The following is a 22843-nucleotide window of genomic DNA, read 5'->3' as shown; positions in this document are numbered from 1 at the left end:
GTCGCATTGAAACATATCAATGTTTCACGGGCGTCGCATTGCAACGCAAGGAGGTGATCGGAAGAACGACAATCCCTTTCAAATCAATCACTTGCACGCGTTTCGAGCGCTGGCACGGCCCCTGCGATAGCTGGGCATTCGCCAACCTTTCGGAGACATTGAACGTGGCACTCGAACACATCACCGTGCTGGACCTGACACACATGCTGTCCGGCCCCTACGGCACCATGCTGCTGGCCGACCTCGGCGCACGCACCATCAAGGTCGAGCCGCCCGGCAGCGGCGAAGGCACCCGCCGGCTGCTGGAGAACGACCCGCACTACTCGCGCGACGGCATGGGGGCGTACTACCTCACGCTCAACCGCAACAAGGAGAGCGTGTGCGTCGACCTCAAGACGCCGGCCGGCAAGGCGGTGTTTCTCGATCTCGTGCGCAAGGCCGACGTGGTGTTCGACAACTTCAGCGTCGGCGTGACCGGGCGGCTCGGCATCGACTACGCCTCGCTTGCCAAGGTGAACCCGCGCATCGTCACCTGCTCGGTCACCGGCTTCGGCCAGACCGGCCCGCAGACGCAGCGCCCGGCCTTCGACCAGGTGGTGCAGGCGATGGGCGGCGGCATGTCGATCACCGGCACGCCCGAGACGGGCCCGACGCGCAGCGGCATCCCCATTGGCGACCTCGGCGGCGGCATGTTCGGCGCGATGGGCGTACTGGCCGCGCTGGTGGAGCGCGACCGGACCGGCGTGGGCCAGCACGTCGACATTTCGATGCTCGACGCGCAGATCTCGCTGCTCAACTACATGGCGACGATGCATCTGCTGTCGGGCCACGTGCCCGAAGGCATCGGCAACGGGCATTTCGTGCATGTGCCGTACAACAGCTACCCGACAGCCGATGGCCACGTGATCATTGCGTGCATCGGCGACCCGTTCTTCGATCGCTTCGTCGAGTTCATCGACCTGCCGGCGCTGCGCAAGCCCGAATACCGCCAGCAGCCGGTGCGCTTCGCGGCCAAGGCCGAGATCGATGCGGTGGTCGGCGAAGCGATGCGCAAGCAACCGACCGCCCATTGGCTCGAGCGTCTGCGCGAGGCGCGCATTCCGTGCGGCCCGGTCAACAACTTCGAGCAGGCGCTGAGCGATGCACAGGTGCTGGCGCGCGACATGGTGGTCGAGGTGCCGCTGAAGACCGGCGAACGCGTGCGCATGCCGGGCAACCCGATCAAGCTGTCGGCAGCCGACAAGGGCAGGGCGTTCACCTGTCCGCCGGCGCTCGGCGAAAACACGCGCCAGGTGCTCGGCGAGCTTGTCGGCTACGCACCCGACAAGCTCGAAGCACTGCGCGCCGAAGGGGCGATTGCATGAGCGCGAGGGAAGCGATCCACATCACCGACGTCGCGCCGCGCGACGGTTTGCAGAACCAGGCGATCCGCGTCGGCACCGAGGGCAAGCTGCGCCTGATCGAACTGCTGGCCGAGGCCGGCCTGCGCAGCATCGAGGCGGCCAGTTTTGTCTCGCCGAAGGCCGTGCCGCAGATGGCCGACGCCGGCGAACTCGTGCCGCAGGTGCAGGCGCGCTTTGCGGCGCTGCGCACCTCGGTGCTGGTGCCCAACCTCAAGGGGCTGGAGCGCGCGCACGCGGCCGGCGCGAAGGAGATCGCCGTCGTGCTTTCGGCCACCGAGACCATGAACCGCAAGAACATCAACATGGGCCTGGACCAGGCGACCGAAGTGAGCGAGCAGACGATCGCCGCCGCGCGCGCGCTGGGCATGCGCACGCGCGCCTACGTGGCCGTGGCCTTCGACTGCCCCTTCGAGGGCGAGACGCCACTCGACGAGGTGCTGCGCCTGTCGGCCCGCATGCACGCCGCCGCGGCCGACGAGATCGTCATCGCCGACACCATCGGCTCGGCCTCGCCGGGCCAGGTGAAGGAGCGCATTTCGGCGCTGCGCGGCGTGGTGCCGATCGAGCGCCTCGCGGTGCACCTGCACGACACGCGCGGCATGGGCGTGGCCAATGCATGGGCGGCGCTCGAGGCCGGCGTGCGCCGCTTCGATGCGAGCGTCGGCGGCATCGGCGGCTGCCCGTTCGCGCCCGGCGCTGCAGGCAACCTGGCGACGGAAGACCTTGTGCTCATGGCCGAGCGCAGCGGCTTTGCCACCGGCATCTCGCTCGCCGGCCTGCTCGCGGCGGTGGACTTCGCGCAAGACGAACTGCAACGGCCGCTTGGCGGCCGCGCCATCGCCTGGCTGCGCCGCCAGCGCGACAAGGACACACAAGACAACACCAGGAGACTTGCATGAACCCGACCTTCAACCTTCCTCATCCCAACCGCCGCCAGATGCTCGCCGGCCTCGCGTCATTCGCCTCATTCGCCGCCGTCGGCACGGGCGGCACCGCCTTCGCGCAGGGCGCCAAGTACCCGAGCAAGGCCGTCACGCTCGTGGTGCCGTATTCCGCCGGCGGCGGCACCGACATCGTGGGCCGCCTGATGGCGCAGCGCCTGTCGGAGCTGTGGGGCCAGTCGGTGGTGGTGGACAACCGCACCGGCGCCAACGGCGTGATCGGCTCCAGCACCGTGGCACGCTCGGCGCCCGATGGCCACACGCTGCTGCTGGTGGTGGGCTCGCACGCGGTCAACCCGGTGCTGATGAAGTCGCTGCCCTACGACACCGACAAGGCCTTCACGCCCATCACCAACATCGCGAACTCGCCTTCGGTGCTGGTGGTGCAGGCCAACGGCCCCTACAAGACGCTGGCCGACCTGCTGGCCGCGGCGCGCAAGGAAGAGCTGGGCTGCGGCTACTCGGAAGGGCAGACGCGCCTGACCGGCGAACTGATCCGCCAGGTCGGCCATCTCAAGCTGACCGGCGTGCCCTACAAGGGCGGTGCGCCGATCATGGTCGACATCATCGGCGGCCACCTGCCGATGGGCGTGACCAGCGTGCTGACTGCTCTGCCGCACGTGCGCTCGGGCGCGCTGCGCGTGGTGGGCGTTGCGGCCGATCGCCGCATGCCGCTGTTCCCCGATGCGATGACCTTCAAGGAAGCGGGTTTGAACGGTGTCGAGTCGCTGAGCTGGTATGGCCTGTTCGGCCCGGCCGGCCTGCCGGCCCCGATCGTTGCGCAGATCAACCAGGACCTGAAGAAGGTCGCGGCCGACCCCGCGGTGCAAAAGCAGATGCATGACCAGGGCGCCGACATCACGCTCACGCCACCGGCCGAGTTCCGCACCTTCCTGGCGAGCGAGACGAAGAAGTGGTCGCTCGTCGCGCAGCGCGGCGGCATCACGGCGGAGTAAGCGGGCATGGCGAACCCCATCCTCCGGCAGAAGCTCGACCGCGGCGAATTCATCGTCGCGCCCGGCCTGCACGACATGATTGCCGCCACGGTGGCGAACAAGGTCGGCTTCGACATCGTCTACGGCACGGGCTACTGGCTCACCGCCTCCAGCCTGGGCCTGCCCGACGCGGGCATCGCCACCTACACGCAGATGCTCGACCGCATGGCGACGCTGGTGCGCACGAGCAAGGGCGCAGTCATCGCCGATGCCGACACCGGCTACGGCGGGCTGCTGAACGTGCACCACACGGTGCGCGGCTACGAGGCGGCCGGCGTCACGGCCATCCAGCTCGAGGACCAGGAGTTTCCAAAGAAGTGCGGCCACACGCCCAACAAGCGCTGCGTGCCCATGCAGGACATGGTCGAGAAGATCAAGGTGGCCGCCGAGGCGCGCGAGGACAAGGACAACTTCCTCATCATCGCCCGCACCGATGCGCGCGCATCGCTAGGCGTCGACGAGGCGATGCGCCGCCTGGAGGCGTATGCCGAGGCCGGTGCCGACATCCTGTTCTTCGAGGCGCCGCAGTCCGAAGAAGAGATGCGCAGGGCCTGCGCCGCATTCGACACGCCGATGCTGGCCAACATGGCCGATGGCGGCACGACGCCGATCCTGCCCGCGAAGGTGTTGGAGGAGATCGGCTTTGCGCTGGCCATCTACCCCTCGCTCACCAGCCTGTCGGCCGCAGCCGCGATGGAGCGCGCGCTGAGCCACCTCAAGGACAGCGGCCTGAGCCAGGCGCCCGAGGTGCCGCTGTTCGACTTCAACGAGTTCTGCGGTCTCATCGGCTTTCAAGAAGTGTGGGATTTCGACAAGCGCTGGGCGCGCTGAAGATTCAATCAACAAAAGAACGGAGACAAAACCCATGACGAACACCTACAACGCTTCGCGCCGCCGCTTGCTGGCGCTGGCAATAGCCACTACCAGTGCGCTCGCCATCGCAGCAATGCCGGCGCACGCTCAGCAGGACTACCCGAACAAGCCGATTCGCCTCGTCGTGCCTTTCACACCCGGCGGCGTGACCGACACCGGCGCGCGCGTCGTGGCCGAGCGCCTCGGGGCCCGGCTGGGCCAGCAGGTGGTGGTCGACAACCGGCCCGGCGCGTCCGGCAACATCGGCACGCAGATGGTCGCGGCCGCGCCGCCCGACGGCTACACGCTGGTGCTGGGCTTCGACGGCACGCTGGTCATCAACCCGCACGTGTTCGCGAAGGTCCCGTTCGACACAGTGAAAGACTTCGTGCCGGTCAGCAAGATCGGCGATGCGGTGCTCGTCATCGTCACGCACCCTTCGGTGCCCGCGAAGACCTTGCCCGAGCTGATCGCGTATTCGAAGAGCAACCCGGGCGGCTTGTCCTACGGCAGTTCTGGCACGGGTGGCACGCCCCACGTCGCCGCTGAAATGCTCAAGGTGAAGACCGGCGCCAACTTCGTCCATGTGCCCTACAAGGGCGGCGGCCAGGCCATGACCGACGTGGTCGGCGGCCAGCTGCCGATGCTCTACACCGCCGTGGCCGGCGCGCTGCCCTTCATCGAGAGAGGGCAGGTGCACGCCATCGCGATTTCGAGCGCGCAGCGACTGCCATCGCTCCCCGACGTGCCCACCGTGGGCGAAACCGTGTCGGGCTTCGAAGCGAGTTCCTGGATCGGCATCCTCGCGCCCACCAAGACCCCCACGCCCATCATCGACCGCATTCAGCGCGAGTTGCATGCCGTGGTGAACGAGCCCGCCGTCAAGGAGCGCCTCGCCAAGCTCGGCATCACCTCGGTAGGCAATACGTCGGCGGAGTTCGGGCAACAGATCCAGGCGGATTTGAAGAAGTACGCGGATGTAGTGAAGGCGGCCGGGATCAAGATTGATTGAGGCGGGGCATCGGCGGCGCCCTGGCGATCAAGCCAACGGAGATCGGCTATTGCCTCGCGAGCTCTTGTCGCCGCCGGTAGGGCAGGCGTCAAGCATTCGCCAACTCGGCAAGATGGCTTGAAAAGTCGCTCCCGGCACCAGCGGCATTCACATGCTCGAAATGGTCGTACCAACCTGATGCCTTGATGCCTGCGAGCAGGGCATCGCGGGCCCTGGCATCGGGAAGGCGCCAGATGCCGAGGAAGCGATGGCCGCTGGCCTGGTCGATGCCCGGTTCGGTCTGGCCCAGCATCAGGATTTCGACGCCGAGTTCGCCCAGGCCGCCCATGCCTGCCTTGATTCCGTCCAGGAACTGGCTGCGCTGCACCGCCGGCAACGCCAGCCAGCCGGGCTTGGGCGAATAGAGTTCAACGAGGTAGTGGGACATGGAAGCTCCTTTGCTCGAGGTTGTGTGATGCGCGGCGTTGTTGGTCATGGCGGGCCTCCCGCCGCATCACTGCGGTCGGCCATGCCTGCCGCTACTTTCTGCAGCAGGCCGCCGAGCGTCTTTCGCTCCTGCGCGGACAGATGGAGGAACAGGCTGGCAATCCAGCGGCCATGTTGATCGAACGCCTTCCTGGCCATCTGCTTGCCCTTGCGCGTGAGTCGAATGGTCAAGGAGCGCCGATCGTTGGCATCGGCATGCCGCTCGATCAGCGACTCGCGCTCCAGCCCATCGAGCAGGCCGGTGACCGTCGCGCGCGTGACGCCTGCCCGCTCGGCCAGTGCATTGGGAGCCAGTCCGTCGTCGGCCGCATCGAGCACGAACAACAGCACGAAGCGGCCTTCGGACAGGCCGAACGGGGCCAGCAGCGCGGCGCAGTCGCGGTCGATGGACGAGGCGAGCGACAGCACCTGAAAGCAAAGCCGGATGCTGTCCAGATCGGGCAACTGGCGCCGCTCGGCTTCGCCCAGAAGGGCAAGGTATTTCTGTTCTAGCTTTTTCATAGTCACCATATTGTATGGTGGCTAATCATATCGTCGACATCGCAAGAAGGCGAGAGATTGGAAGATGTTATTGCGAATATGCTCACATCTCTCGACTCGGGGCAGGGCGACGAGGACGAAGATCAGTCAGTAGTGCTGCGTAACCAGATCAGACGATGCGTGTCATCCTCGCCTTCGATCAAGCGGGCGTAGATCGTGACGGGGAACAAACGATCGTCCGAGTCACCAACAGCGTCCACTAAGCCGTGGTCACTGTGTCAGTGACCCAAGAGGACGCGGCGGAAAAGTCATCCCCACAAAAGCGCGCATAGCGATGATCCGATGCCGGGTTCTTGATCCTCTCGAACCGCTAAAACACCATCTCCGGCCGATCGACGGGCACGCCGTCGATTTTGATGGCGATTCTTTCGTTATCGCTGCGCACAACCAAGAAATCAACGGCCTCGCGGTCGCTGAGGTTCAACTCCTGGTGTGGCACATAGGGGGCGAAGTAGACAAAGTCACCATCAGACACCTCAGCCGCAAATTCGAGCCTGTCGCCCCACCGTATTTCACTGCGGCCTTTGAGCACATAGATGGCGACCTCATGGCGACCGTGATGGTGCAGCCCCGTCTTCGCACTGGGTTGGACAGTCACTGTGCCAATCCAGGTCTTTTGCCCCCCGGTTCCGGCGAAATCGAGCGCTGTTGCACGTCCAGTTCCCGATGGGTCACGCAAGACCAGGTCCAGTTTCCGTCCCCGCACGACCGTTACACCGTCTCGCCACGTTTTTGTTTCAGGCATCACTCAACTCCATTCAAGGCTTCGATCCAGTCTAAGGCGAAACCATCTTTGACATCAAGATTGCGAGAGGATCAAAGTAGTTATTGCTAATGCATTCGCAATTGCAATATATAGTCAGGGCATGGAACACCCAACCCGCCAACCTGAAGCATCACCCCATGCCTGGCCGGAAAGCCCGCCGAGCCTGCTGATGGCCAGCGCATGGGTGCGTGTGCCGGGCGCGCTGATGCTTGCCGCGGTGCTGTGGCTGGCTGTTGGCTGGGCGCTGAAATGAGCGGGGCGCCGATGCCTCCTCCCGCCATCCGGCTGAACAATCTCACGGTGGCCTATCGCGGCCACCCGGCCGTGCATCACCTGTCGGGGGAGTTCGCGCCGGGCTCGCTCACCGCCATCGTCGGGCCGAACGGTGCGGGCAAGACCAGCCTGCTCGCCGCAATCATGGGACGCATCCGGCCGGCCGAGGGAGGGGTCTCCTTCGATGGCGACTCGCGCGACCGCATCGCGTGGCTGCCGCAGCAGGCCGAGATCGACCGGAGCTTTCCGATCCGGGTGCTCGACCTGGTGGCGCTCGGGCACTGGGGACGGCTCGGCAGCTTCAAGGGCATCGCCGCGCGGCAGCGCGATGCCGTGGGAGCGGCGCTCGAGGCCGTCGGCCTTGGCGGCTTCCAGCGCCGCGGCATCGCCGAATTGTCGGCGGGGCAGTTCCAGCGCGTGCTCTTTGCGCGCATGCTGCTGCAGGACGCACCGGTGATCCTGCTGGACGAACCTTTCAACGCGATCGATGCGCGCACCACTGCCGACCTGCTGGCCGTGGTCGCGCGCTGGCATGCGGAGGCGCGCACCGTGATTGCCGTGCTGCACGACCTCGAGCAGGTGCGCCTTCATTTCGACCGCACCCTGCTCATGGCAAGGCGATGCGTGGCTTGGGGGCCGACGGCCGAAGTGCTGCATGCCGAGAACCTGTTCCGCGCGCGCCAGATGGCCGAGGCGTGGGACGAGGATGCGCCTGTCTGCAAGGAAGCTGCATGACCGCAGGTGCCTTGCTGGTGCAGCCCTTCGTGGAATACGGCTTCATGCGCCGCGCGCTGGTGGCCACGCTGGCGCTCGGCCTGGGCAGCGCGCCGATCGGCACCTTGCTGGTGTTGCGGCGCATGAGCCTGATGGGCGATGCGATGGGGCACGCGCTGCTGCCGGGCGCGGCGCTCGGCTTTCTGTTTGCCGGCTTCTCGCTGGCGGCGATGAGCGCGGGCGGATTCTTCGCGGCGCTCGCGGTGGCGCTGGCGGCGGGTTTCGTCACGCGCGTGACCTCGCAGCGGGAGGACGCGAGCTTTGCGGCCTTCTACCTGATCGCGCTCGCGCTGGGCGTGCTGCTGGTGTCGACCCACGGCAGCAGCGTCGACCTGATGCACATGCTTTTCGGCACCATCCTTGCGGTGGACGACGCGGCGCTGCTGCTGATGGCCGGCGTCGCTAGCCTGACCCTCGTTGTGCTGTCCGTGATCTACCGGCCGCTGCTCGTGGAATGCCTCGACCCGGGCTTCCTGCGCAATGTGGGCGGGCCCGGTTCGCTGGTGCATGGCGTCTTTCTGGTTCTTACGGTTGCCAACCTGGTGGCGGGCTTCCAGGCGCTGGGCACGCTGATGGCGGTCGGCTTGATGATGCTGCCGGCCACCGCGGCGCGCTTCTGGGCCGCCGAAGTCTGGAGCCTTGCGCTGGTTGCAGCCGGCATGGCGCTGCTGTCCGGCTTTGCCGGGCTGCTGCTGTCCTTCCATGCGCAGTGGCCCTCGGGCCCCGCGATCGTGCTGGTGGCGGGCGCGGCCTACCTGCTGTCGCTCGTGTTCGGACCGCACGGCGGACTGCTCGCCCGGCTCCTGCGCCCACGTTCTCATCGAAATGCCTGACATGAACCCCCACGCTCATCACTTCGTGTATTCGCTGCCCCCCGAGGGGGCGCAGGCCTCCCTTGGGGCGGCCCAGCGGGAGACCTGACATGAACTTTCCATCGAATCCCGCGCGCCGCCGGTTCTTCGCCGCGTCGCTCGTTGCGCTGCCGCTGCCAGTGCTTGCGCAATCCACCGCACCACGGCCGCTGCGCGTCGTCGCGAGCTTCTCGATCCTTGCCGACATGGCGCGCGAGATCGGCGGCAGCGCCGTCGAGGTTGCGGCCCTGGTCGGTCCGGACTCCGACGCGCACGTCTTCCAGCCGAGCCCGGCCGATGCGCGGCGCCTTGCCAATGCAGAACTGGTCGTCGTCAACGGACTGGCGTTCGAAGGCTGGATGGACCGGCTGGTGCGCTCATCCGGCTACCGCGGTCCCGTCGCCGTGGCCAGCGATGGCGTGCCGGTGCGCCGCATGGGCCGTGCGCCCGATCCGCATGCATGGCAGGACCTTGCGAACGCGCAGCGCTATGCCGCGAACCTGCGCGATGCGATGGCGCGGGCACGGCCGGCATTCGCGGCCGAGATCGGCCGGCGCTGCGCGAGCTACATCGAGCGGCTCCAGGCGCTCGACCGCGAGATTCGCGCACGTTTCGACGCGATGCCGCGCGAGCATCGCCGCGTGATCAGTTCGCACGATGCGTTCGGCTATTTCGGCGCGGCCTACGGCATCGAGTTCCTTGCGCCGCAGGGCATGAACACCGACAGCGAGGCCTCCGCCGCCTCGGTCGCGCGCCTGATCGGCCAGATCCGGCGCGAGGACGTGCGCGCGGTGTTCGTCGAGAACATTTCCGATCCGCGCCTGGTGCAGCGCATTGCACGCGAGGGCGGGGTCGTCGTCGGCGGCCGGCTTTATTCCGACGCACTGTCGGCACCGGGAACCGAAGCGGACACCTACCTGAAGCTGTTCGCGCACAACGCCACAACCATTGCCTCGGCGCTCTCGGCCAAGCGCTGAGCCTGCCGGGCGCCCGATCAACCATCACCCAGAGTCATCCATGAGCCTCATTCCCGTCACCATCCTCACCGGCTTCCTCGGCAGCGGCAAGACCACGCTGCTGAACCGTATCCTGAAGGAGCAGCACGGCCACAAGATTGCCGTGATCGAAAACGAGTTTGGCGAAGCCGGCATCGACAACGAACTGCTGGTACAGGAAGAGGGCGAGCAGATCATCGAGATGAACAACGGCTGCATCTGCTGCACCGTGCGCGGCGATCTGGTGCGCATCCTGGGCGAGCTCGCGGCGCGCCGCAAGAACGGCAGCGCGAGCTTCGAGCGCGTGATCATCGAAACCACCGGGCTGGCCGACCCCGCGCCCGTGGCACAGACCTTCTTCGTCGATGAAGAGATCAGCCAGACCTACCTGCTCGATGCGATCGTGACGCTGGTCGACGCCAAGCACGCGATGGCGCAGCTCGACGAGCACCATGAAGCCCAGGAGCAGGTGGGCTTTGCGGACCGCATCCTGCTTTCGAAGACCGACCTGGTGTCGGTCGACGAGGTGAGGGCGCTCGAGCAGCGCCTGCTGCGCATGAATGCGCGCGCGCCGATCACCGCGGCGCATTTCGGCCAGACGCCGATCGACCAGCTGCTCGACATCCGCGGGTTCAACCTCAACGCCATCCTGGAGATCGAGCCCGACTTCCTGACCGATGTCGATCACGAGCACGATGACGATGTATCGAGCTTCGTGTTTCGCGCCGAACGGCCCTTCGATGCGGCGCGGCTGGAGGACTTTTTCGGCGCCATCCTGCGGATCTACGGCACCCACCTGATGCGCTACAAGGGCGTGATCGCAGTGGCCGGACTGGACACCCGCGTGGTGCTGCAGGGCGTTCACATGCTGATGGGCACCGAAGCCGGCTCCAACTGGAAAGAGGGCGAGCCGCGCCACAGCCGCATCGTCTTCATCGGCAAGCAGCTGCCCAGGGATGTGCTGGTGCAGGGACTCGAACAATGCCTGGCGCCGGCGCCGTAAGCCGTCCTTGCAGGCCGGACCTGAATCCCCGCGCGTCCGTGGTTGAGCGCCCTCAGGCCGCAACGGCAATCGGAAAGCGCGCCTGCAGGCCGTCCGGCCCGCGCTCGAAAGGCACTGTGACAGCCTCCCTCGCGGCCAGCGGAAGATTGCGCCAGAGGTAGTCGCGCGCATTGCCCGGGTCACCGGCCACGTAGAGCTGCGTGGTCAGCAGCTCGCGCGTGCCGAGCTTCACCTTGACGTGGATGTGCGGCGTGCGGCCGCTGTAGGGCACCGGGCGGATGGTGCGAAAGCGGTAGCTGCCGTCTTCGCCGACCGTGACGCGGCCGAAGCCCTGGAAGGCGGCGTCGGCGCGGTCGCCGTCGCCGGGGTGGTGGTAGTGGCCGTTCTGATCGCACTGCCAGATTTCGACCTGCGCACCGCGCAGCGGCCTGCCGCCCAGATCGGTCACCGTGCCGTCGACCCAGGCCGGCTGGCCGCTGCGGTAGTCCAGCGTGCCGTTGCGCAGCAGATCGCCATCGGAATCCTGCGGCAGGCGCACGGGGTAGAAGGGTCCCTCGGTCTGCGAAGGGGTGGCGAGCCGGCTTGCCGCCGGCTGTGCGCGGGCGCCCAGCCAGAGCGCGGGCATGGCAACGAGCGCCGCGGCGACGGTGCGCCGGGGAAGGCCGGGTGCGGAGAGGGCGTTCATGGCAGGTCAGAGCCGTGCAGCATGCGCCGAGTTCCGGGTGCGGGTCAACCGACGGTCTCCGGCCGTGTTTGAATGCACCGGTGAATCCGATATCTCCCATGCCCGAACAACTGCTGCTCCCAGGCATCGATCCCGCGCCGCCGCCGTTGCGCCGCCCGCGCCGCACCGTACCACCCAAGGAGCGCCTGCCGCGCTCGCTGTTCTTCGCGATCTTTCCGCGCCCTGAAGATGCCGCATCGATTGCCGCGCTGGCGGCGCGCCTGAAGGACCGGCACGCGCTCAAAGCCAAGCTGACCGAGGCGCATCGCCTGCACGTCACGCTGCATCACCTCGGGCATTTTCCGGCAGTGCCGCGCGAAAAGGTGCAAGCCGCCCTGGAGGCCGCTGCTGCCGTGGCGCCGCCGTCGTTCGAGGTGGTGTTCGACGAGGCCATGCGCTTCGAGCAGAGCAAGGCCTTCGTGCTGTGCGGCGGCGGCAGCGGCACCTCGGCGCTTGCGGCATTCAGGCAGCGCCTGGGCGAGGCGCTGGCGGATGCGGGCTTCAAGCCCGAGCGCGGCTTCACGCCCCACATGACGCTGGCCTACACGCCGAGCAAGATCGAGCCGCATCTGGTCGAGCCGGTCCGGTGGATGGCCGACTCGTTCTCGCTGATCGAAAGCCACGTCGGCGAAGGCATCCACGAGGTGATGGGGCGGTGGCCTTCGGACCGGGCCGCCTGAGGCGTGTGACGCATCGTCTGTTGTGCATCGCGCCTGTGCGATCTGTATCTGTTCTTCGAAGAGCGGCTGGCGACAATGAGGCTTCACTGAACGGAAGCCAACAAAGATGACGTCGCAGACCCGAGACCAGATTGCCGACCGCATCGCCGCCGAGCTGGGCCACAGCTTCGAGGGCGAGCTCGTCGCCGGCGGCAACTACATCCCCGTCGTGCGTGACGGCCGCACGCTCTACACCAGCGGCCAGGTGCCGCGCGTGGGCACCACGGTGGTCGTCACAGGCCGCGTGGGCGACCAGGTGCCGCTCGGCAAGGCCCGCGAGGCCGCGCAGATCTGCGCCTTGCGCTGCCTCGCGCTGCTGCGCCGCGAACTGGGCTCGCTCGACGGCATCGAGAAGGTGCTGCGCGTTGGCGTCTTCGTGCAGTGCACGGCCGAATTCACGCAGCAGAGCGAAGTGGCCGATGCGGCCTCCGAGCTGCTGCACCGCGTGTTCGGCGAGGCCGGCGTGCATGTGCGCACGGCCGTCGGCGTCTATGCGCTGCCGAAGAATGCGAGCGTGGAGCTGGAGATGACGGTGGCGGCCAAGGACAACGCAGGTTAGCGCTTTGGCAGCCCGGCGATGTCCCGCGCAAGCGAGGCGATCGTCAGCGGCGCGCAGCCTTCGGCGTTGTTGCTCACTGTGACATAGGCCAGCTGGCCCGCGCCGGTGGTGCCCGCGATCACGCGGGCCAGGGCCTCGCGGGTCTCGGGGTCGGGATCGACGATCCTGTCGAACGGACCGTAGAGCTTTTCCGCATCTTCATAGCCGAAGCGGCCGTGGCGGCGGTGCAGGTTCCAGCGGCACACCAGCGGCCCGGGCCAGAGCGCGCGCAGCATCGGCAGCTGGTCTTCGATCGGCGGCATCTTGGCGTGCAGGCCCATGCAGAAGGTGGCGCCCACGCTGCGCAGCATGTCGGCGAAGGCGGGGCAGAGCAGTTGCGGGTCGCGCACCTCGACCGCGATCACGGCATCGGGCGCGGTCGGCTTCAGGCCGGGCAAGGCCTCGAGCATTTCGCCGATGCGCGCGAGCAGCGCTGGCTGGTCGGCCAGCAGCTGCGCAGGGATCGGGCTCAGCTGGAACACCAGCGCGCCGATGCGGTGGCCCAACCCTTCGAGCGCCGGCTGCACGAACTCCTGGATCGCGATCTCGCTGTTCAGGAACACCGGGTTGGCCTGCGTGCCGCGGCCGCTTTCGTCGCGCACGGTGGCGTCGGTCACGAGGCTCGGCGCCTTCACCACGAAGCGGAAATCGTCCTGCACCATGGCCGCGTAGCGCGCGTACTGGCTGGCGGTGAGCGCGCGGTAGAAGTTGCGGTCCAGGCTCACGGTGCGAAAGAGCGGATGCCGGGCGAGGGCGGAGAGGCCGCTCTTCGACAGCACCGCCTCGGCGTATTCGCCATCCCAGACGAGGTTGGCCCAGCCGGGATAGCTCCACGAAGAGGTGCCGAGCCGCAGGCCGGGAGGGAGCGCCGCGGCCAGTTCGACCAGTGCCGGGTCGGCGGGCGCCGGTGCCACGGTGGCGCCGCGCGGCTTCTTCTTCGCGGGCGGTTCGGCCTCGGCCTCCGGCGGCACGGTGGGGGGCGCCTCGGGCGGGCGCGGAAGATCGGGGAAAAGGGAGTCCTGCACTTCATCGGCCATGTTGGGGCCGCATTCTCGGCCAACATCGGGAGGCTGCGCCGCGCCGGGCACAATCCGCGCCATGAAACAGTGGTTGCGCACGCAGGGTGGCTGGTGGCTGGCATGGCTGGTCCTCACGGCCGTGGGCGCGGTGTGGCTCGCGCGCGCCGAGCTCGCGCAGCTGCAGCAGGATTTCGAGACCGACGCGCGCATCGCGCACCGGCTCATGAGCCAGCAGGTGGTGCAGTACGACGCGGTGCTGGCCACGCTCGCGCTGCTCGAACCCGGCGACGGCGCGGACCGCCCGGAGCAGCGCCTGCCATCGGTCTATCCGTCGATCCTGCGCGTGCAGCGGCGCGAGCGCGACCAGGCCTGGCCCGACGAGAAGCAGGCCGGCGCATTGGCCGCTGCAGAAGCGCGTTCGCGCAGCGAGCGCCGCGCCGAACTGGCGGGACTGGACCTCGCGCAGGGCCGCTACCAGCTCGTGATGGGCGCGACGCCCGTCAGCTACGCACTTGAGATCGACCTGGCCGGCTCGGTGCCGTGGCGCGACTGGCCGATGGACCCGAAGCAAAGCCCGGTGCGCGTGAGCCTGCAGCGCGGCGCGCAGCAGTTCGTGCTGCAGCCGGGGCGGACCGCGCAAGCGGATGCGGGCGGCTGGCGCTTCGGCCTCACCAAGGCCCTGGCCTCGCCGAGCCAGCCTTTCGACCTGATGGCCGAGCGCCATGTGGGCTGGGGTGAACTGCCGTGGCGCGGCATCGCCGGCTGGGCCGTGGCGGCGGCGCTGCTGCTGGCCGGCCTGTGGACCGCGCAGCGCCAGCGCATCGCGCGGCGCCGGGCCGAAGATCTGCTGCGGCTCGGGCAGGTGGCGCGGCTCAATGCCCTGGGCGAGCTTTCGGCAGGGCTGGCGCACGAGCTGAACCAGCCGCTCACGGCCGTGCTGGCCAATGCGCAGGCCGCGCGCCGGCTGCTCGACGAGGATCCGCCCGACCTGGCGACGGCGCGCAATGCCATGGGCCAGGCCGTGGAGCAGGCGCGCCGCGCGGCCGGCGTGGTCGGCCGGCTGCGCCGTGTGATCGAACGCCCTGAAGCCGGCGGCGACGTGAAGCCGCTGGTGCTGCAGGAGGTGGTGCGCAGCGCCATGCACCTGCTCGCACCCGAGTTCGCGCAGCGCGGCGTGGCGGCGCAGTTCGACGCCACCGCGCAGGCGCCGGTGCGCGTGCAGGCCGAGACGGTGGCGCTCGAGCAGATCGTGCACAACCTGCTGATGAACGCCTTGCAGGCGCTCGACCTGGTGCCCGCGTCCGAACGCCGCCTTTCCGTTTCGGTCGGCCGCAATGGGCAGGAGGGCGTGCTGACCGTGACCGACAACGGACGCGGCATTGCGCCCGAGGCCATGCCGCGCCTCTTCGAACCTTTCTTCAGCACGCGCGAGGGCGGCCTGGGCCTTGGCCTGAGCCTCAGCGAAACGCTGGCGAGCGGCATGGGCGGCAGCCTCACCGCAGCCAATGCGGCGCCGCGCGGCGCGCGCTTCACGCTGCTGCTGCCGCTGGTGGCGGCGTCCACGGAGCGCATGGCATGAACACCGCCTCTGGCACCCACCAGCCGCAATCGCCGCTGATCCATCTCATCGACGACGACCAGGCGGTGCGCGACAGCCTGTCGCTCCTGATCGGCACGGTCGGCCTGCGGGTGCAGGGCTGGGCCGATCCGCAGGCCTTCATCGACGGCTTCGACCGCGCGAGCGTCGGCGCCATCGTGCTCGACGTGCGCATGCCCGGCATCAGCGGCCTCACGGTGCTCGACCGGCTCATGGCGCAGGGCGTCGACCAGCCGGTGATCATGCTCACCGGCCACGGGACGGTCGAGATGTGCCGCCGCGCCTTCAAGGCCGGCGCGGCCGAGTTCCTGGAGAAACCGGTGGACGACGAGCAGCTGCTCGAGGCCCTGCAGCAGGCGGTGCGCCAGCATGTGCGCTCGCGCGAACGCTCGCAGGCCGACAACGCGGCGCGCGAGCGCGTGGCGCAGCTGTCGGAGCGCGAGCGCGAGGTGCTTGCCTTCATCGTGCAAGGCCTCACCAACAAGGAGATCGCGCGCACGCTCGCGCTGTCGCCGCGCACGGTCGAGACGCACCGCGCCAACCTGTTCGCCAAGCTCGACTGCGATTCGCTCGCGCAGCTGATCCGGCGCTACGCGGTGCTGGTTGCGGGGCAAGACTGAAAGCGGGCGCTCCGTAGAACTACGGAGCACCGGGCGTAGCCGTACGAATGGCCTCGGCGGACGGTGTTTCCTACAGTGGCGCAGCCGCCGGCAGACAGCCGGTGCCATCACCCTGCATCCACTGGAGAAAACGAAAAATGCGTTCCAACCTTCGCCTCGGCGCTCTCGCCATCCTGCTTGCCGCATCGGCCGTCCAGGCCCAGACGCCTGCACCTGCGGTGCGCACCGAGAAGAACATCTCGCTCGCACTGGCCAACCAGATCGCAGCCGAAGCCGTGGCCGCCTGCGCAGTCAACGGCTACAACGTGGCCGCCACCGTGGTCGACCGCGCCGGCACCGTGCGCGCCGTGCAGCGCGCCGACAACGCCGGCCCGCACACGCTGGCTTCGAGCGAGCGCAAGGCATGGACCTCGGCATCGGCCAAGAGCGCGACGCAGGCCATGATGGAAGGCGCGCAGAAGAACCCTGGCGCCGCCAACCTGGTGTACCTGCCGGGCTTCCTGCTGCTGGGCGGCGGCGTGCCGGTGAAGTCGGGCAACGAAGTGATCGGCGCCGTGGGCGTTGGCGGTGCGCCGGGCGGCCACCTGGACGACCAGTGCGCCAACGCGGCCATCGAGAAGGTCAAGGGCCAGCTGGGCTGATGATGAAGCGCGGCATCGGGTCCGGGCTGCTGGCGGTTGCGCTTGGACTGGGCGCATCGGCCGGCGTGTCGGCCCAGGTGCCGCCGCAGGCTGCCGAGCTGCTGGCCTATGAAGGACTGCACCGGGCGGCCTGGCAGGGCGACCTGGTCAAGCTGAAGGGCTTGATCGCCTCGGGCGCCAATCTGGATGCGCGCGATCCGCGGGGCCGCACGCCCTTGCACGTCGCCACCCATGCACGGCAGCGCGAGGCGGTGAAGCTGCTTGCCAAGGCCGGCGCGAACCTCGACCTGCTCGACGACGACCGCTATGACGCCGTCACCATCGCCGCGGTGGCCGACGATGCCGCGACGCTCGCGCTGCTGCTGTCGCTCGGCGCGAAGGCCGGGCAGGTGACCAGCCGCTACGACGGCACCGCGCTCATTGCCGCGGCGCACCTGGGCCATGACGAAGTGGTGCGCCAGCTGATCGCGGCCGGCGCGCCGCTCGACCACGTCAACAACCTGCACTGGACGGCGGTGATCGAATCGATCGTGCTGGGCGACGGCGGCCCGCGCCACCAGCGCACGCTGGCCGCGCTGGTCGACGCCGGCGCCAACCTTGCGCTGGCCGACCGGCAGGGCAACACGCCGCTGCAGCTGGCGCGGGCCCGCGGCTACACGGCCCTGGTGAAGCTGCTGGAAGCGCCGCGCGCAAGATAGGACGGCTCGGGGACAATCGGAGCCTCACCACGAGGAAATTGCCCCATGTACATGCCGCCGCAATTCAACGCCAAGGACCCGGCCATCGCGCTGGAGCTGATGCGTGCACATCCCTTCGCCAGCCTGATCTCGAACGACGACGAGGGCCTGCCCTACGTCACGCACCTGCCGCTGGTGGCCGAGCAGCAGGAGGGCGGCCAGCTGGTGCTGCTGGGCCACTGCGCCAAGCCCAATCCGCACTGGCGCCATCTGCAGGCGCGGCCGCAGGCGGTGGCCACCTTTCTCGGTCCGCATGCCTACCTGTCGCCCTCGGTCTATCCGGACCTCGCGCGCGTGCCGACCTGGAACTACCTGGTGGTGCACTGCACCGTCGAAGCCCGGCTGATCGAGGAGCCCGCGGCCAAGGACGCGCTGCTCAAGAAGCTCATCGGCGAGCACGAGCCCGGCTACGCGCAGCAATGGCGCGACCTGGGCGAGGAGTTCCAGCTCAAGATGCTGGCCGGCATCGTCGGGTTCGAGCTGCGCGTGAGCGCACTGCAATGCAAGGTCAAGCTGAACCAGCACCGCCGCGAATCGCACGCTGCGATGCATGCCATCTACAGCGCCGGCACGCCCGACGAGAAGGCGCTGGCCGTGTGGATGGAACGCCTGGGCATGACGGCGGAAGCACCCGTGGCGGAAGGAAGCTGAGATGCGCATGTTCGGACTGCTCGGCCTCTTGCTGGCGCTCGTGATCGCCGGAGTGGTCGCGAAGAAGCAGCTCACCAGCGCTGCCGCGCCCGCGTCCGGCGAGGCGCCCGCCGATCCCCGTACGCAGGTCCAGCAGGTGCAAAAGCAGGTCAAGGAAGCGCTCGACGCCGCGGCGCAGGCGCGCAAGATGCCGGATGACAACTGAGCCCGCTGCCAAGCCCATGGACGATGCGCACTGGATGGCGCTCGCGCTGGCCGAGGCGCGCCTGGCGGCCGAGGCGGGCGAGGTGCCGGTCGGCGCGGTGCTGGTCAGGAACGGGCAGTTCGTGGCCAGCGGGCGCAACACGCCGGTCGCGCAGCACGACCCGAGCGCCCATGCCGAGATCAACGCACTGCGCGCCGGCGCCGCCGCGCTCGGCAACTACCGGCTCGACGGCTGCGAGCTGTTCGTCACGCTCGAGCCCTGCGCCATGTGCGCGGGCGCCATGCTGCATGCGCGGCTCGCGCGCGTGGTGTTCGGTGCGGCCGACCCCAAGACCGGCGCGGCCGGCTCGGTGCTCGACCTCTTTGCCGAACCCCGGCTCAACCATCGCACCCAGGTGCAGGGCGGCGTGCTGGCCGCGGAGTGCAGCGCACTGCTGCAAGGCTTCTTCCAGCAGCGCCGCGATGCGGCGCGCGAGCAGGCCCAGCCCCTGCGCGACGATGCGCTGCGCACGCCGCCCGAGCGCTTCGACGCGCTCGCGGGCTACGCCTTCGAGCCGCGCTACGTCCATGACCTGCCCAGCCTGCAGGGCTGGCGCATGCACTACCTCGACGAAGGGCCGCAGGACGGCTCGGCCGCCGCGTGCCTCTGCCTTCATGGTCCGGGCGAATGGGGCTACTTCTTTCGCCGCCTCGTCGGCGCACCCGGGCTGCGCACGCTGGTGCCCGACCTGATCGGCTTCGGCAAGAGCGACAAGCCCAAGCGCGAGGCGGCGCACCGCATCGAATGGCACTGCCAGGTCCTGGGCGAATGGCTCGACCGCCTGCAGCCACCGCCGATGGTGCTGGTGCACAGCGCCGCGGCCACCGGCCTGGCCGCGCGGCTGCATGCCGAAAAGGGCGGCCTGTTTGCAGCCGTGCTGCTCGCGCCCGAAGGCGGCGAGCCGGTGGGCGACGCATGGCGCGCGCCGTTCCCCGACCGCGGCTACCAGGCCGCGCTGCGCGCGCTCGGCCCCATCGCATCGTCGTCCGGCCCGAATGCGCAGCAGGCTGCGCTGCTCGCCCAGGCGGTGCGCAACGCAATGGGATACTCGACGCCGTGAGCAAACACATCTACATCTATTCCCCCTCCAGCGCGATTCGCGACAAGGCCGCCTTCCGGCGCGGCGTGGCAAGACTCAAGGCCCTGGGCTACGAGGTCGAAATCGACGAAGCCGCGCTGGCCGTGCACCAGCGCTTTGCGGGCGACGACGCAACGCGCCTCGCTGCCATCGGCCGCGCGGCCGCGAGCGGCGCCGACATAGCGCTGATCGCACGCGGCGGCTACGGGCTCACGCGCATCCTCGACGCCATTCCGTACAAGGCCGTGGCCAAGGCGATCCAGCGCGGCACCGAATTCGTCGGCCTCAGCGACTTCACCGCGCTGCAGTGCGCACTCTTCGCCAAGACCGGCGCCGTGACCTGGGCCGGCCCCGCGGTCGGCGAAGACTTTGGTGCCGAAGGCGGCGCGGACGACATCATGGAAGCCTGCTTCGACGACCTGGCGAGCGGGCAGGGCGAAGGCACCGGCTGGCGCATGCCGGTGCGCGATGCCGGCCTCAAGGTGAAGCCCGTGCATGACGCCACCTTGTGGGGCGGCAACCTGTGCGTGCTCGCGAGCCTGCTCGGAACGCCCTATTTCCCGGTAGTGGAGAAGGGCGTGCTGTTCATCGAAGACACCAACGAGCATCCCTACCGCATCGAACGCATGCTCGACCAGCTGCGCATGGCCGGCGTGCTGGCCAGGCAGCGCGCCATCGTCTTCGGCCAGTTCACGGGCATGCGCAAGGTGCCGGGCTACGACCGCGGTTTCGGCTTCGTTGCAGTGGTCGACCGGCTGCGCGCCATGCTCAAGGTGCCCGTGCTCACGGGCCTGCCATTCGGGCACGTGCCGACCAAGGTGCTGCTGCCCGTGGGCGCGAAGGTCGAGCTGGCGGCCGAAGGGCGCGACGTCTTCATGGTGTGGGGCCACCGGCATGGCGGCCACGACCATGACCACAGCCACGGCCATGCGCATTGAACGCGCGGCGCCGCGCTATCCTTCAGTGGGTGAAGCGCTGATGGGCGCGCGGGCCCATCGAGCCGGGCAGGCCGCCCTTGAACATGCTGTTGATGGCTTTCATCTGGCGGCGTGCAGCGGCTTCGCCGTCGATGGCGCTCAGGGCAACCATCACGTCCTGCCGCAGGTACCAGAGCGCTTCCACGTCGGACGCAAAGCGCACGCGCTGCGCCACGCGCTGGACCGAGTGCCCGCCGTGCGCCTGCAGCACCGACAGCATGGCGGCCCGGATGCGTCCCAGCTGGTTCTCTCCTACCCGGGGAGCCCCGATACCGGGAATTCCGAGAAGGCGGAAAAAACGACGAAGAGGCAGCATGTGGACTAAAGGCGTATTGCCGGGAGCCAGGACGGTCGCTACCTTAAGCCTCGGACGGCCGATTCACAAGTTCTGAAACACTGTTTCTTGTTTGTAAACAACACACTTTACGTTGCACTTAAAGCCTCTGTAGTGATTTGAGTACAAAAGCAATATAAGCAGGCCGCTGTCACAGCATGGACGTCAATTCCACAGTCGTATTCGCAGACCTCACCGGAAGCTCCAGGGTTTTCGAAGCCATGGGAAATGCGCGCGCCACCGACACGGTGACGCGGCTGACCCAATGGATCGGCGGCGTCTGCCAGGCACACGGCGGCAGGGTCGTGAAGTCGCTCGGCGATGGCGTGTTCGCCCTTTTTTCGAACGCGGCCACCGCCATGCAGGCCGTGATCGAACTGCAGCGCTATCACCAGAAGCGCCTCATGACCTGGCCCGTGCCGCTGCGCATGGCGCTGCAGATCGGCGTGGCAAGCGGCGAGGTGGTCGAGGTCGAGGGCGACTGCTTCGGCGATGCCGTCAACCTGGCGTCGCGCCTGAGCGACTTGGCGGGGCCGGGCCAGATCTGGGCCACCGATGCAACCATTGCGCAGTTGGGCGAGACGGCTGTGCGGCACCGAGACCTGGGGCTCATCACCATTCGCGGGCGCAGCGAGATGTCGGCCGTCCACCGCATCGACTGGCAGGAGGAGATGACCTCGTTCCTCACGCTGCCGGCCGCGCTGACGCCGCTGCGGCTGCCCGATTCATCGCTGGGGCAGATCGAGCTGGCGTGGCTGGACGTGCGTTCCACCTTCCGCACCGAAGAACTGCCGATCCACCTCGGGCGCGTGAGCGATGCGCAGTTCGTGGTCAACGATCCGCGGGTCTCCCGGCTGCATGCGCGCATCGAGCTGCGGCATGGCAGCTGCGTGCTGACCGACCTGAGCACCTACGGCACCTGGGTCCGGTTTCATGGCAATGGCGGACCGAGCCAGGAAGTGGCGCTCAGGCGCGAGGAATGCGTGCTGCACGGACGCGGCGAAATCGGCCTGGGCGCGCCGCTGAGCGATTTCACCGCGCCGACCATCGCCTTCAACACGACCGGCGCCGAGGTGCAGCTTTCGCGCCGCGAAATCACGGGCTGAGCGCACGCGCCGCGCAGTGACGTTTGGCAACGATCCGGCAAGGCGGCAGGTGCACTCGCGCAGGGCCTCGGGCGTTGCAACATCGGTGCTGGCCGTCGGCACCTTCTCAAGGGAGCTGCAGTGAAACTCGAAAACAAGCGTTCTTCCGTCTTCAAATGGATGGCCCTTGGCGCGATGGCGGCCAGTGCGCTGCTCGCCGCGGGCGCGGCCAGCGCGCGCGGAAGCTGGTCGGTACAGATCGGGGCGGGCGGCTATCCGGCGCCGTACTACGCGCCTCCGCCGCCTGCCTACTATCCGGCGCCGATCTACTACGCGCCGGCCCCGCCGGTCTATTACCGTCCGCCGCCGCCCGTGTATTACCGTCCCGCACCCGTCTATGCGCCGCCGCCCGGACGGATCTACTACGGGCCGGGCTACCCGTATCGCCCGCCGAACGGCGACGAATGGGACAACGACCGGGAATACGAAGACCGGGACTGACGGCCCGCCAAGACCCCGCTCAGCGCGGCTTGGACAGGATGGCGGACAGTTCGCCCATGTCGATGGGCTTCTGAAGATGGTGGTCGAACAGGTTCTGCGCTGCGGCGCCGCCGGCCGCTTCTTCCTCCGAAAAGCCCGAAATGGCGACCAGCAGCCGGGGGCTGCGGTCCGCGGCGGCCGAACGCAGCCGCCGCGCCACCTCGGTGCCGGGAAAGTCGGGCAGCGTGAGGTCGATGAGCGCCGCATCGAAGCGCTCATCGGCCGCCGCATCCATGGCCTGTTGCGCCGTGTAGGTGCAGCGGGCGGTATGGTCCTGCAGCGTCAGGAGTTCCTGCAGCAGGTCTGCCGCGGCTTCGTTGTCGTCGACGATCAGCACGTTCACTGGGAGGAGGCTTTCAAGCAAGTTGTATCCGCCCAGTATCTCGGC

The 22843-nt window shown here is 68.3% G+C and carries 29 protein-coding genes and 1 pseudogene; 22 read left to right on the top strand and 8 right to left on the bottom strand.

All coding sequences use genetic code 11. The features are described from left to right. Positions 1-164: 164 nt before the first annotated feature. Genes VPA02S_RS29295 through VPA02S_RS29275 form a run of 5 tightly spaced genes read left to right on the top strand, consistent with a single transcriptional unit; the run spans position 165 to position 5203 of the window. Positions 165-1364: a CaiB/BaiF CoA transferase family protein gene (locus VPA02S_RS29295; protein ID WP_062366950.1), complete on the top strand. Its 1200-nt coding sequence runs from the start codon at positions 165-167 to the stop codon at positions 1362-1364. After that, positions 1361-2302, top strand: a complete 942-nt coding sequence (locus VPA02S_RS29290; RefSeq protein WP_062366949.1) for a hydroxymethylglutaryl-CoA lyase — start codon at positions 1361-1363, stop codon at positions 2300-2302. The genes VPA02S_RS29295 and VPA02S_RS29290 overlap by 4 nt, the downstream gene beginning before the upstream one ends. Beyond that, on the top strand, positions 2299-3300 hold the full coding sequence (locus VPA02S_RS29285) for a tripartite tricarboxylate transporter substrate binding protein (RefSeq protein WP_062366947.1): 1002 nt from the start codon (positions 2299-2301) through the stop codon (positions 3298-3300). Before VPA02S_RS29290 ends, VPA02S_RS29285 begins: the two co-directional genes overlap by 4 nt. Before the next feature lie 6 nt (positions 3301-3306). Beyond that, entirely contained in the window at positions 3307-4170 is an 864-nt protein-coding gene (locus VPA02S_RS29280) for an isocitrate lyase/PEP mutase family protein (RefSeq protein ID WP_062366945.1), read from the top strand. A 34-nt stretch (positions 4171-4204) separates the two neighbouring features. Beyond that, the gene (locus tag VPA02S_RS29275) at positions 4205-5203 is read left to right on the top strand and encodes a Bug family tripartite tricarboxylate transporter substrate binding protein (RefSeq protein WP_062366943.1); all 999 of its coding nucleotides are present in this window, start codon (positions 4205-4207) and stop codon (positions 5201-5203) included. Positions 5204-5291: 88 nt separating this feature from the next. Here the strand turns inward: VPA02S_RS29275 and VPA02S_RS29270 are convergent, their stop codons facing one another. The 4 genes and pseudogenes from VPA02S_RS29270 to VPA02S_RS29260 form a co-directional block, all read right to left on the bottom strand. Continuing rightward, complete coding sequence (locus tag VPA02S_RS29270; RefSeq protein ID WP_244883803.1) at positions 5292-5678, bottom strand: DUF6616 family protein; 387 nt, start codon at positions 5676-5678, stop codon at positions 5292-5294. Continuing rightward, positions 5675-6190, bottom strand: a complete 516-nt coding sequence (locus VPA02S_RS29265) for a MarR family winged helix-turn-helix transcriptional regulator (RefSeq protein ID WP_062366939.1) — start codon at positions 6188-6190, stop codon at positions 5675-5677. Before VPA02S_RS29265 ends, VPA02S_RS29270 begins: the two co-directional genes overlap by 4 nt. Positions 6191-6312: 122 nt before the next feature. Then, a pseudogene (locus tag VPA02S_RS31890) lies at positions 6313-6408 on the bottom strand (DUF736 domain-containing protein); the annotation flags it as partial. A gap of 131 nt (positions 6409-6539) precedes the next feature. Further along, positions 6540-6974 carry a cupin domain-containing protein gene (locus tag VPA02S_RS29260; protein WP_062366937.1) on the bottom strand — a complete coding sequence of 145 codons (435 nt, stop codon included), beginning with the start codon at positions 6972-6974 and terminating at the stop codon, positions 6540-6542. A 121-nt stretch (positions 6975-7095) separates the two neighbouring features. Here VPA02S_RS29260 and VPA02S_RS31885 point away from each other — a divergent pair, with 121 nt between their 5' ends. The 5 genes from VPA02S_RS31885 (at position 7096) to VPA02S_RS29240 (ending at position 10891) form a co-directional block, all read left to right on the top strand. Continuing rightward, positions 7096-7248 carry a hypothetical protein gene (locus VPA02S_RS31885; RefSeq protein ID WP_155736634.1) on the top strand — a complete coding sequence of 51 codons (153 nt, stop codon included), beginning with the start codon at positions 7096-7098 and terminating at the stop codon, positions 7246-7248. 11 nt (positions 7249-7259) lie between these two features. Further along, positions 7260-8003, top strand: a complete 744-nt coding sequence (locus VPA02S_RS29255) for a metal ABC transporter ATP-binding protein (protein ID WP_062366935.1) — start codon at positions 7260-7262, stop codon at positions 8001-8003. Beyond that, positions 8000-8875, top strand: a complete 876-nt coding sequence (locus tag VPA02S_RS29250) for a metal ABC transporter permease (protein ID WP_062366933.1) — start codon at positions 8000-8002, stop codon at positions 8873-8875. Before VPA02S_RS29255 ends, VPA02S_RS29250 begins: the two co-directional genes overlap by 4 nt. An 89-nt stretch (positions 8876-8964) precedes the next feature. Beyond that, positions 8965-9870: a metal ABC transporter substrate-binding protein gene (locus tag VPA02S_RS29245; protein WP_062366931.1), complete on the top strand. Its 906-nt coding sequence runs from the start codon at positions 8965-8967 to the stop codon at positions 9868-9870. 40 nt (positions 9871-9910) lie between these two features. Beyond that, entirely contained in the window at positions 9911-10891 is a 981-nt protein-coding gene (locus tag VPA02S_RS29240) for a CobW family GTP-binding protein (RefSeq protein WP_062366929.1), read from the top strand. A 52-nt stretch (positions 10892-10943) separates the two neighbouring features. Here VPA02S_RS29240 and VPA02S_RS29235 read toward each other — a convergent pair whose 3' ends face one another. Further along, positions 10944-11576: a dioxygenase family protein gene (locus tag VPA02S_RS29235; RefSeq protein ID WP_439951157.1), complete on the bottom strand. Its 633-nt coding sequence runs from the start codon at positions 11574-11576 to the stop codon at positions 10944-10946. Positions 11577-11674: 98 nt separating this feature from the next. Here VPA02S_RS29235 and thpR point away from each other — a divergent pair, with 98 nt between their 5' ends. Together thpR and VPA02S_RS29225 are read left to right on the top strand one after the other, a co-directional pair. Then, positions 11675-12295, top strand: coding sequence for an RNA 2',3'-cyclic phosphodiesterase (gene thpR / locus VPA02S_RS29230; RefSeq protein WP_062366927.1), 621 nt, complete (start codon positions 11675-11677; stop codon positions 12293-12295). Between the two features lie 106 nt (positions 12296-12401). Continuing rightward, complete coding sequence (locus VPA02S_RS29225) at positions 12402-12893, top strand: RidA family protein (protein ID WP_062366924.1); 492 nt, start codon at positions 12402-12404, stop codon at positions 12891-12893. On the opposite strand, the gene VPA02S_RS29220 is transcribed toward VPA02S_RS29225, so the two are convergent. Continuing rightward, positions 12890-13969, bottom strand: coding sequence for a DUF72 domain-containing protein (locus VPA02S_RS29220; protein ID WP_062366922.1), 1080 nt, complete (start codon positions 13967-13969; stop codon positions 12890-12892). The genes VPA02S_RS29225 and VPA02S_RS29220 overlap by 4 nt on opposite strands. A 61-nt stretch (positions 13970-14030) precedes the next feature. On the opposite strand from VPA02S_RS29220, the gene VPA02S_RS29215 reads away from it, so the two are divergent. The 8 genes from VPA02S_RS29215 to VPA02S_RS29180 all read left to right on the top strand — a co-directional run bounded on the left by VPA02S_RS29215 (position 14031) and on the right by VPA02S_RS29180 (position 20457). Continuing rightward, positions 14031-15530 (top strand): sensor histidine kinase, encoded by a 1500-nt coding sequence (locus tag VPA02S_RS29215; RefSeq protein WP_062366920.1) that lies wholly within the window; start codon positions 14031-14033, stop codon positions 15528-15530. After that, positions 15527-16168 (top strand): response regulator transcription factor, encoded by a 642-nt coding sequence (locus VPA02S_RS29210; protein ID WP_012747894.1) that lies wholly within the window; start codon positions 15527-15529, stop codon positions 16166-16168. The genes VPA02S_RS29215 and VPA02S_RS29210 overlap by 4 nt, the downstream gene beginning before the upstream one ends. A 137-nt stretch (positions 16169-16305) precedes the next feature. Continuing rightward, complete coding sequence (locus VPA02S_RS29205) at positions 16306-16809, top strand: GlcG/HbpS family heme-binding protein (protein ID WP_062366918.1); 504 nt, start codon at positions 16306-16308, stop codon at positions 16807-16809. Continuing rightward, entirely contained in the window at positions 16809-17507 is a 699-nt protein-coding gene (locus tag VPA02S_RS29200; protein WP_062366916.1) for an ankyrin repeat domain-containing protein, read from the top strand. Before VPA02S_RS29205 ends, VPA02S_RS29200 begins: the two co-directional genes overlap by 1 nt. Positions 17508-17552: 45 nt before the next feature. Further along, positions 17553-18197 (top strand): FMN-binding negative transcriptional regulator, encoded by a 645-nt coding sequence (locus VPA02S_RS29195; protein ID WP_062366914.1) that lies wholly within the window; start codon positions 17553-17555, stop codon positions 18195-18197. Positions 18198-18204: 7 nt separating this feature from the next. Beyond that, a complete protein-coding gene (locus VPA02S_RS29190) occupies positions 18205-18402 on the top strand; it encodes a hypothetical protein (protein ID WP_244883801.1) in 198 nt (65 codons plus the stop codon). Beyond that, positions 18392-19501, top strand: coding sequence for a tRNA adenosine(34) deaminase TadA (tadA, locus tag VPA02S_RS29185; RefSeq protein ID WP_062366910.1), 1110 nt, complete (start codon positions 18392-18394; stop codon positions 19499-19501). The genes VPA02S_RS29190 and tadA overlap by 11 nt, the downstream gene beginning before the upstream one ends. Next, positions 19498-20457 (top strand): LD-carboxypeptidase, encoded by a 960-nt coding sequence (locus VPA02S_RS29180; RefSeq protein ID WP_062366908.1) that lies wholly within the window; start codon positions 19498-19500, stop codon positions 20455-20457. The genes tadA and VPA02S_RS29180 overlap by 4 nt, the downstream gene beginning before the upstream one ends. A 22-nt stretch (positions 20458-20479) precedes the next feature. Here VPA02S_RS29180 and VPA02S_RS29175 read toward each other — a convergent pair whose 3' ends face one another. Continuing rightward, positions 20480-20716 carry a hypothetical protein gene (locus VPA02S_RS29175; protein WP_012747901.1) on the bottom strand — a complete coding sequence of 79 codons (237 nt, stop codon included), beginning with the start codon at positions 20714-20716 and terminating at the stop codon, positions 20480-20482. Positions 20717-20988: 272 nt separating this feature from the next. Here VPA02S_RS29175 and VPA02S_RS29170 point away from each other — a divergent pair, with 272 nt between their 5' ends. Together VPA02S_RS29170 and VPA02S_RS29165 are read left to right on the top strand one after the other, a co-directional pair. Continuing rightward, on the top strand, positions 20989-21936 hold the full coding sequence (locus VPA02S_RS29170) for an adenylate/guanylate cyclase domain-containing protein (protein ID WP_012747902.1): 948 nt from the start codon (positions 20989-20991) through the stop codon (positions 21934-21936). A 120-nt stretch (positions 21937-22056) separates the two neighbouring features. Next, a complete protein-coding gene (locus VPA02S_RS29165; RefSeq protein ID WP_012747903.1) occupies positions 22057-22416 on the top strand; it encodes a hypothetical protein in 360 nt (119 codons plus the stop codon). 19 nt (positions 22417-22435) lie between these two features. Here VPA02S_RS29165 and VPA02S_RS29160 read toward each other — a convergent pair whose 3' ends face one another. After that, positions 22436-22798 carry a response regulator gene (locus VPA02S_RS29160; RefSeq protein WP_244883799.1) on the bottom strand — a complete coding sequence of 121 codons (363 nt, stop codon included), beginning with the start codon at positions 22796-22798 and terminating at the stop codon, positions 22436-22438. Positions 22799-22843: the final 45 nt, after the last annotated feature.

It is taken from the genome of Variovorax paradoxus NBRC 15149, assembly GCF_001591365.1.
In the GTDB taxonomy this organism is placed as follows: domain Bacteria; phylum Pseudomonadota; class Gammaproteobacteria; order Burkholderiales; family Burkholderiaceae_C; genus Variovorax; species Variovorax paradoxus.
This window is presented reverse-complemented; position numbering and strand designations above follow the sequence as displayed.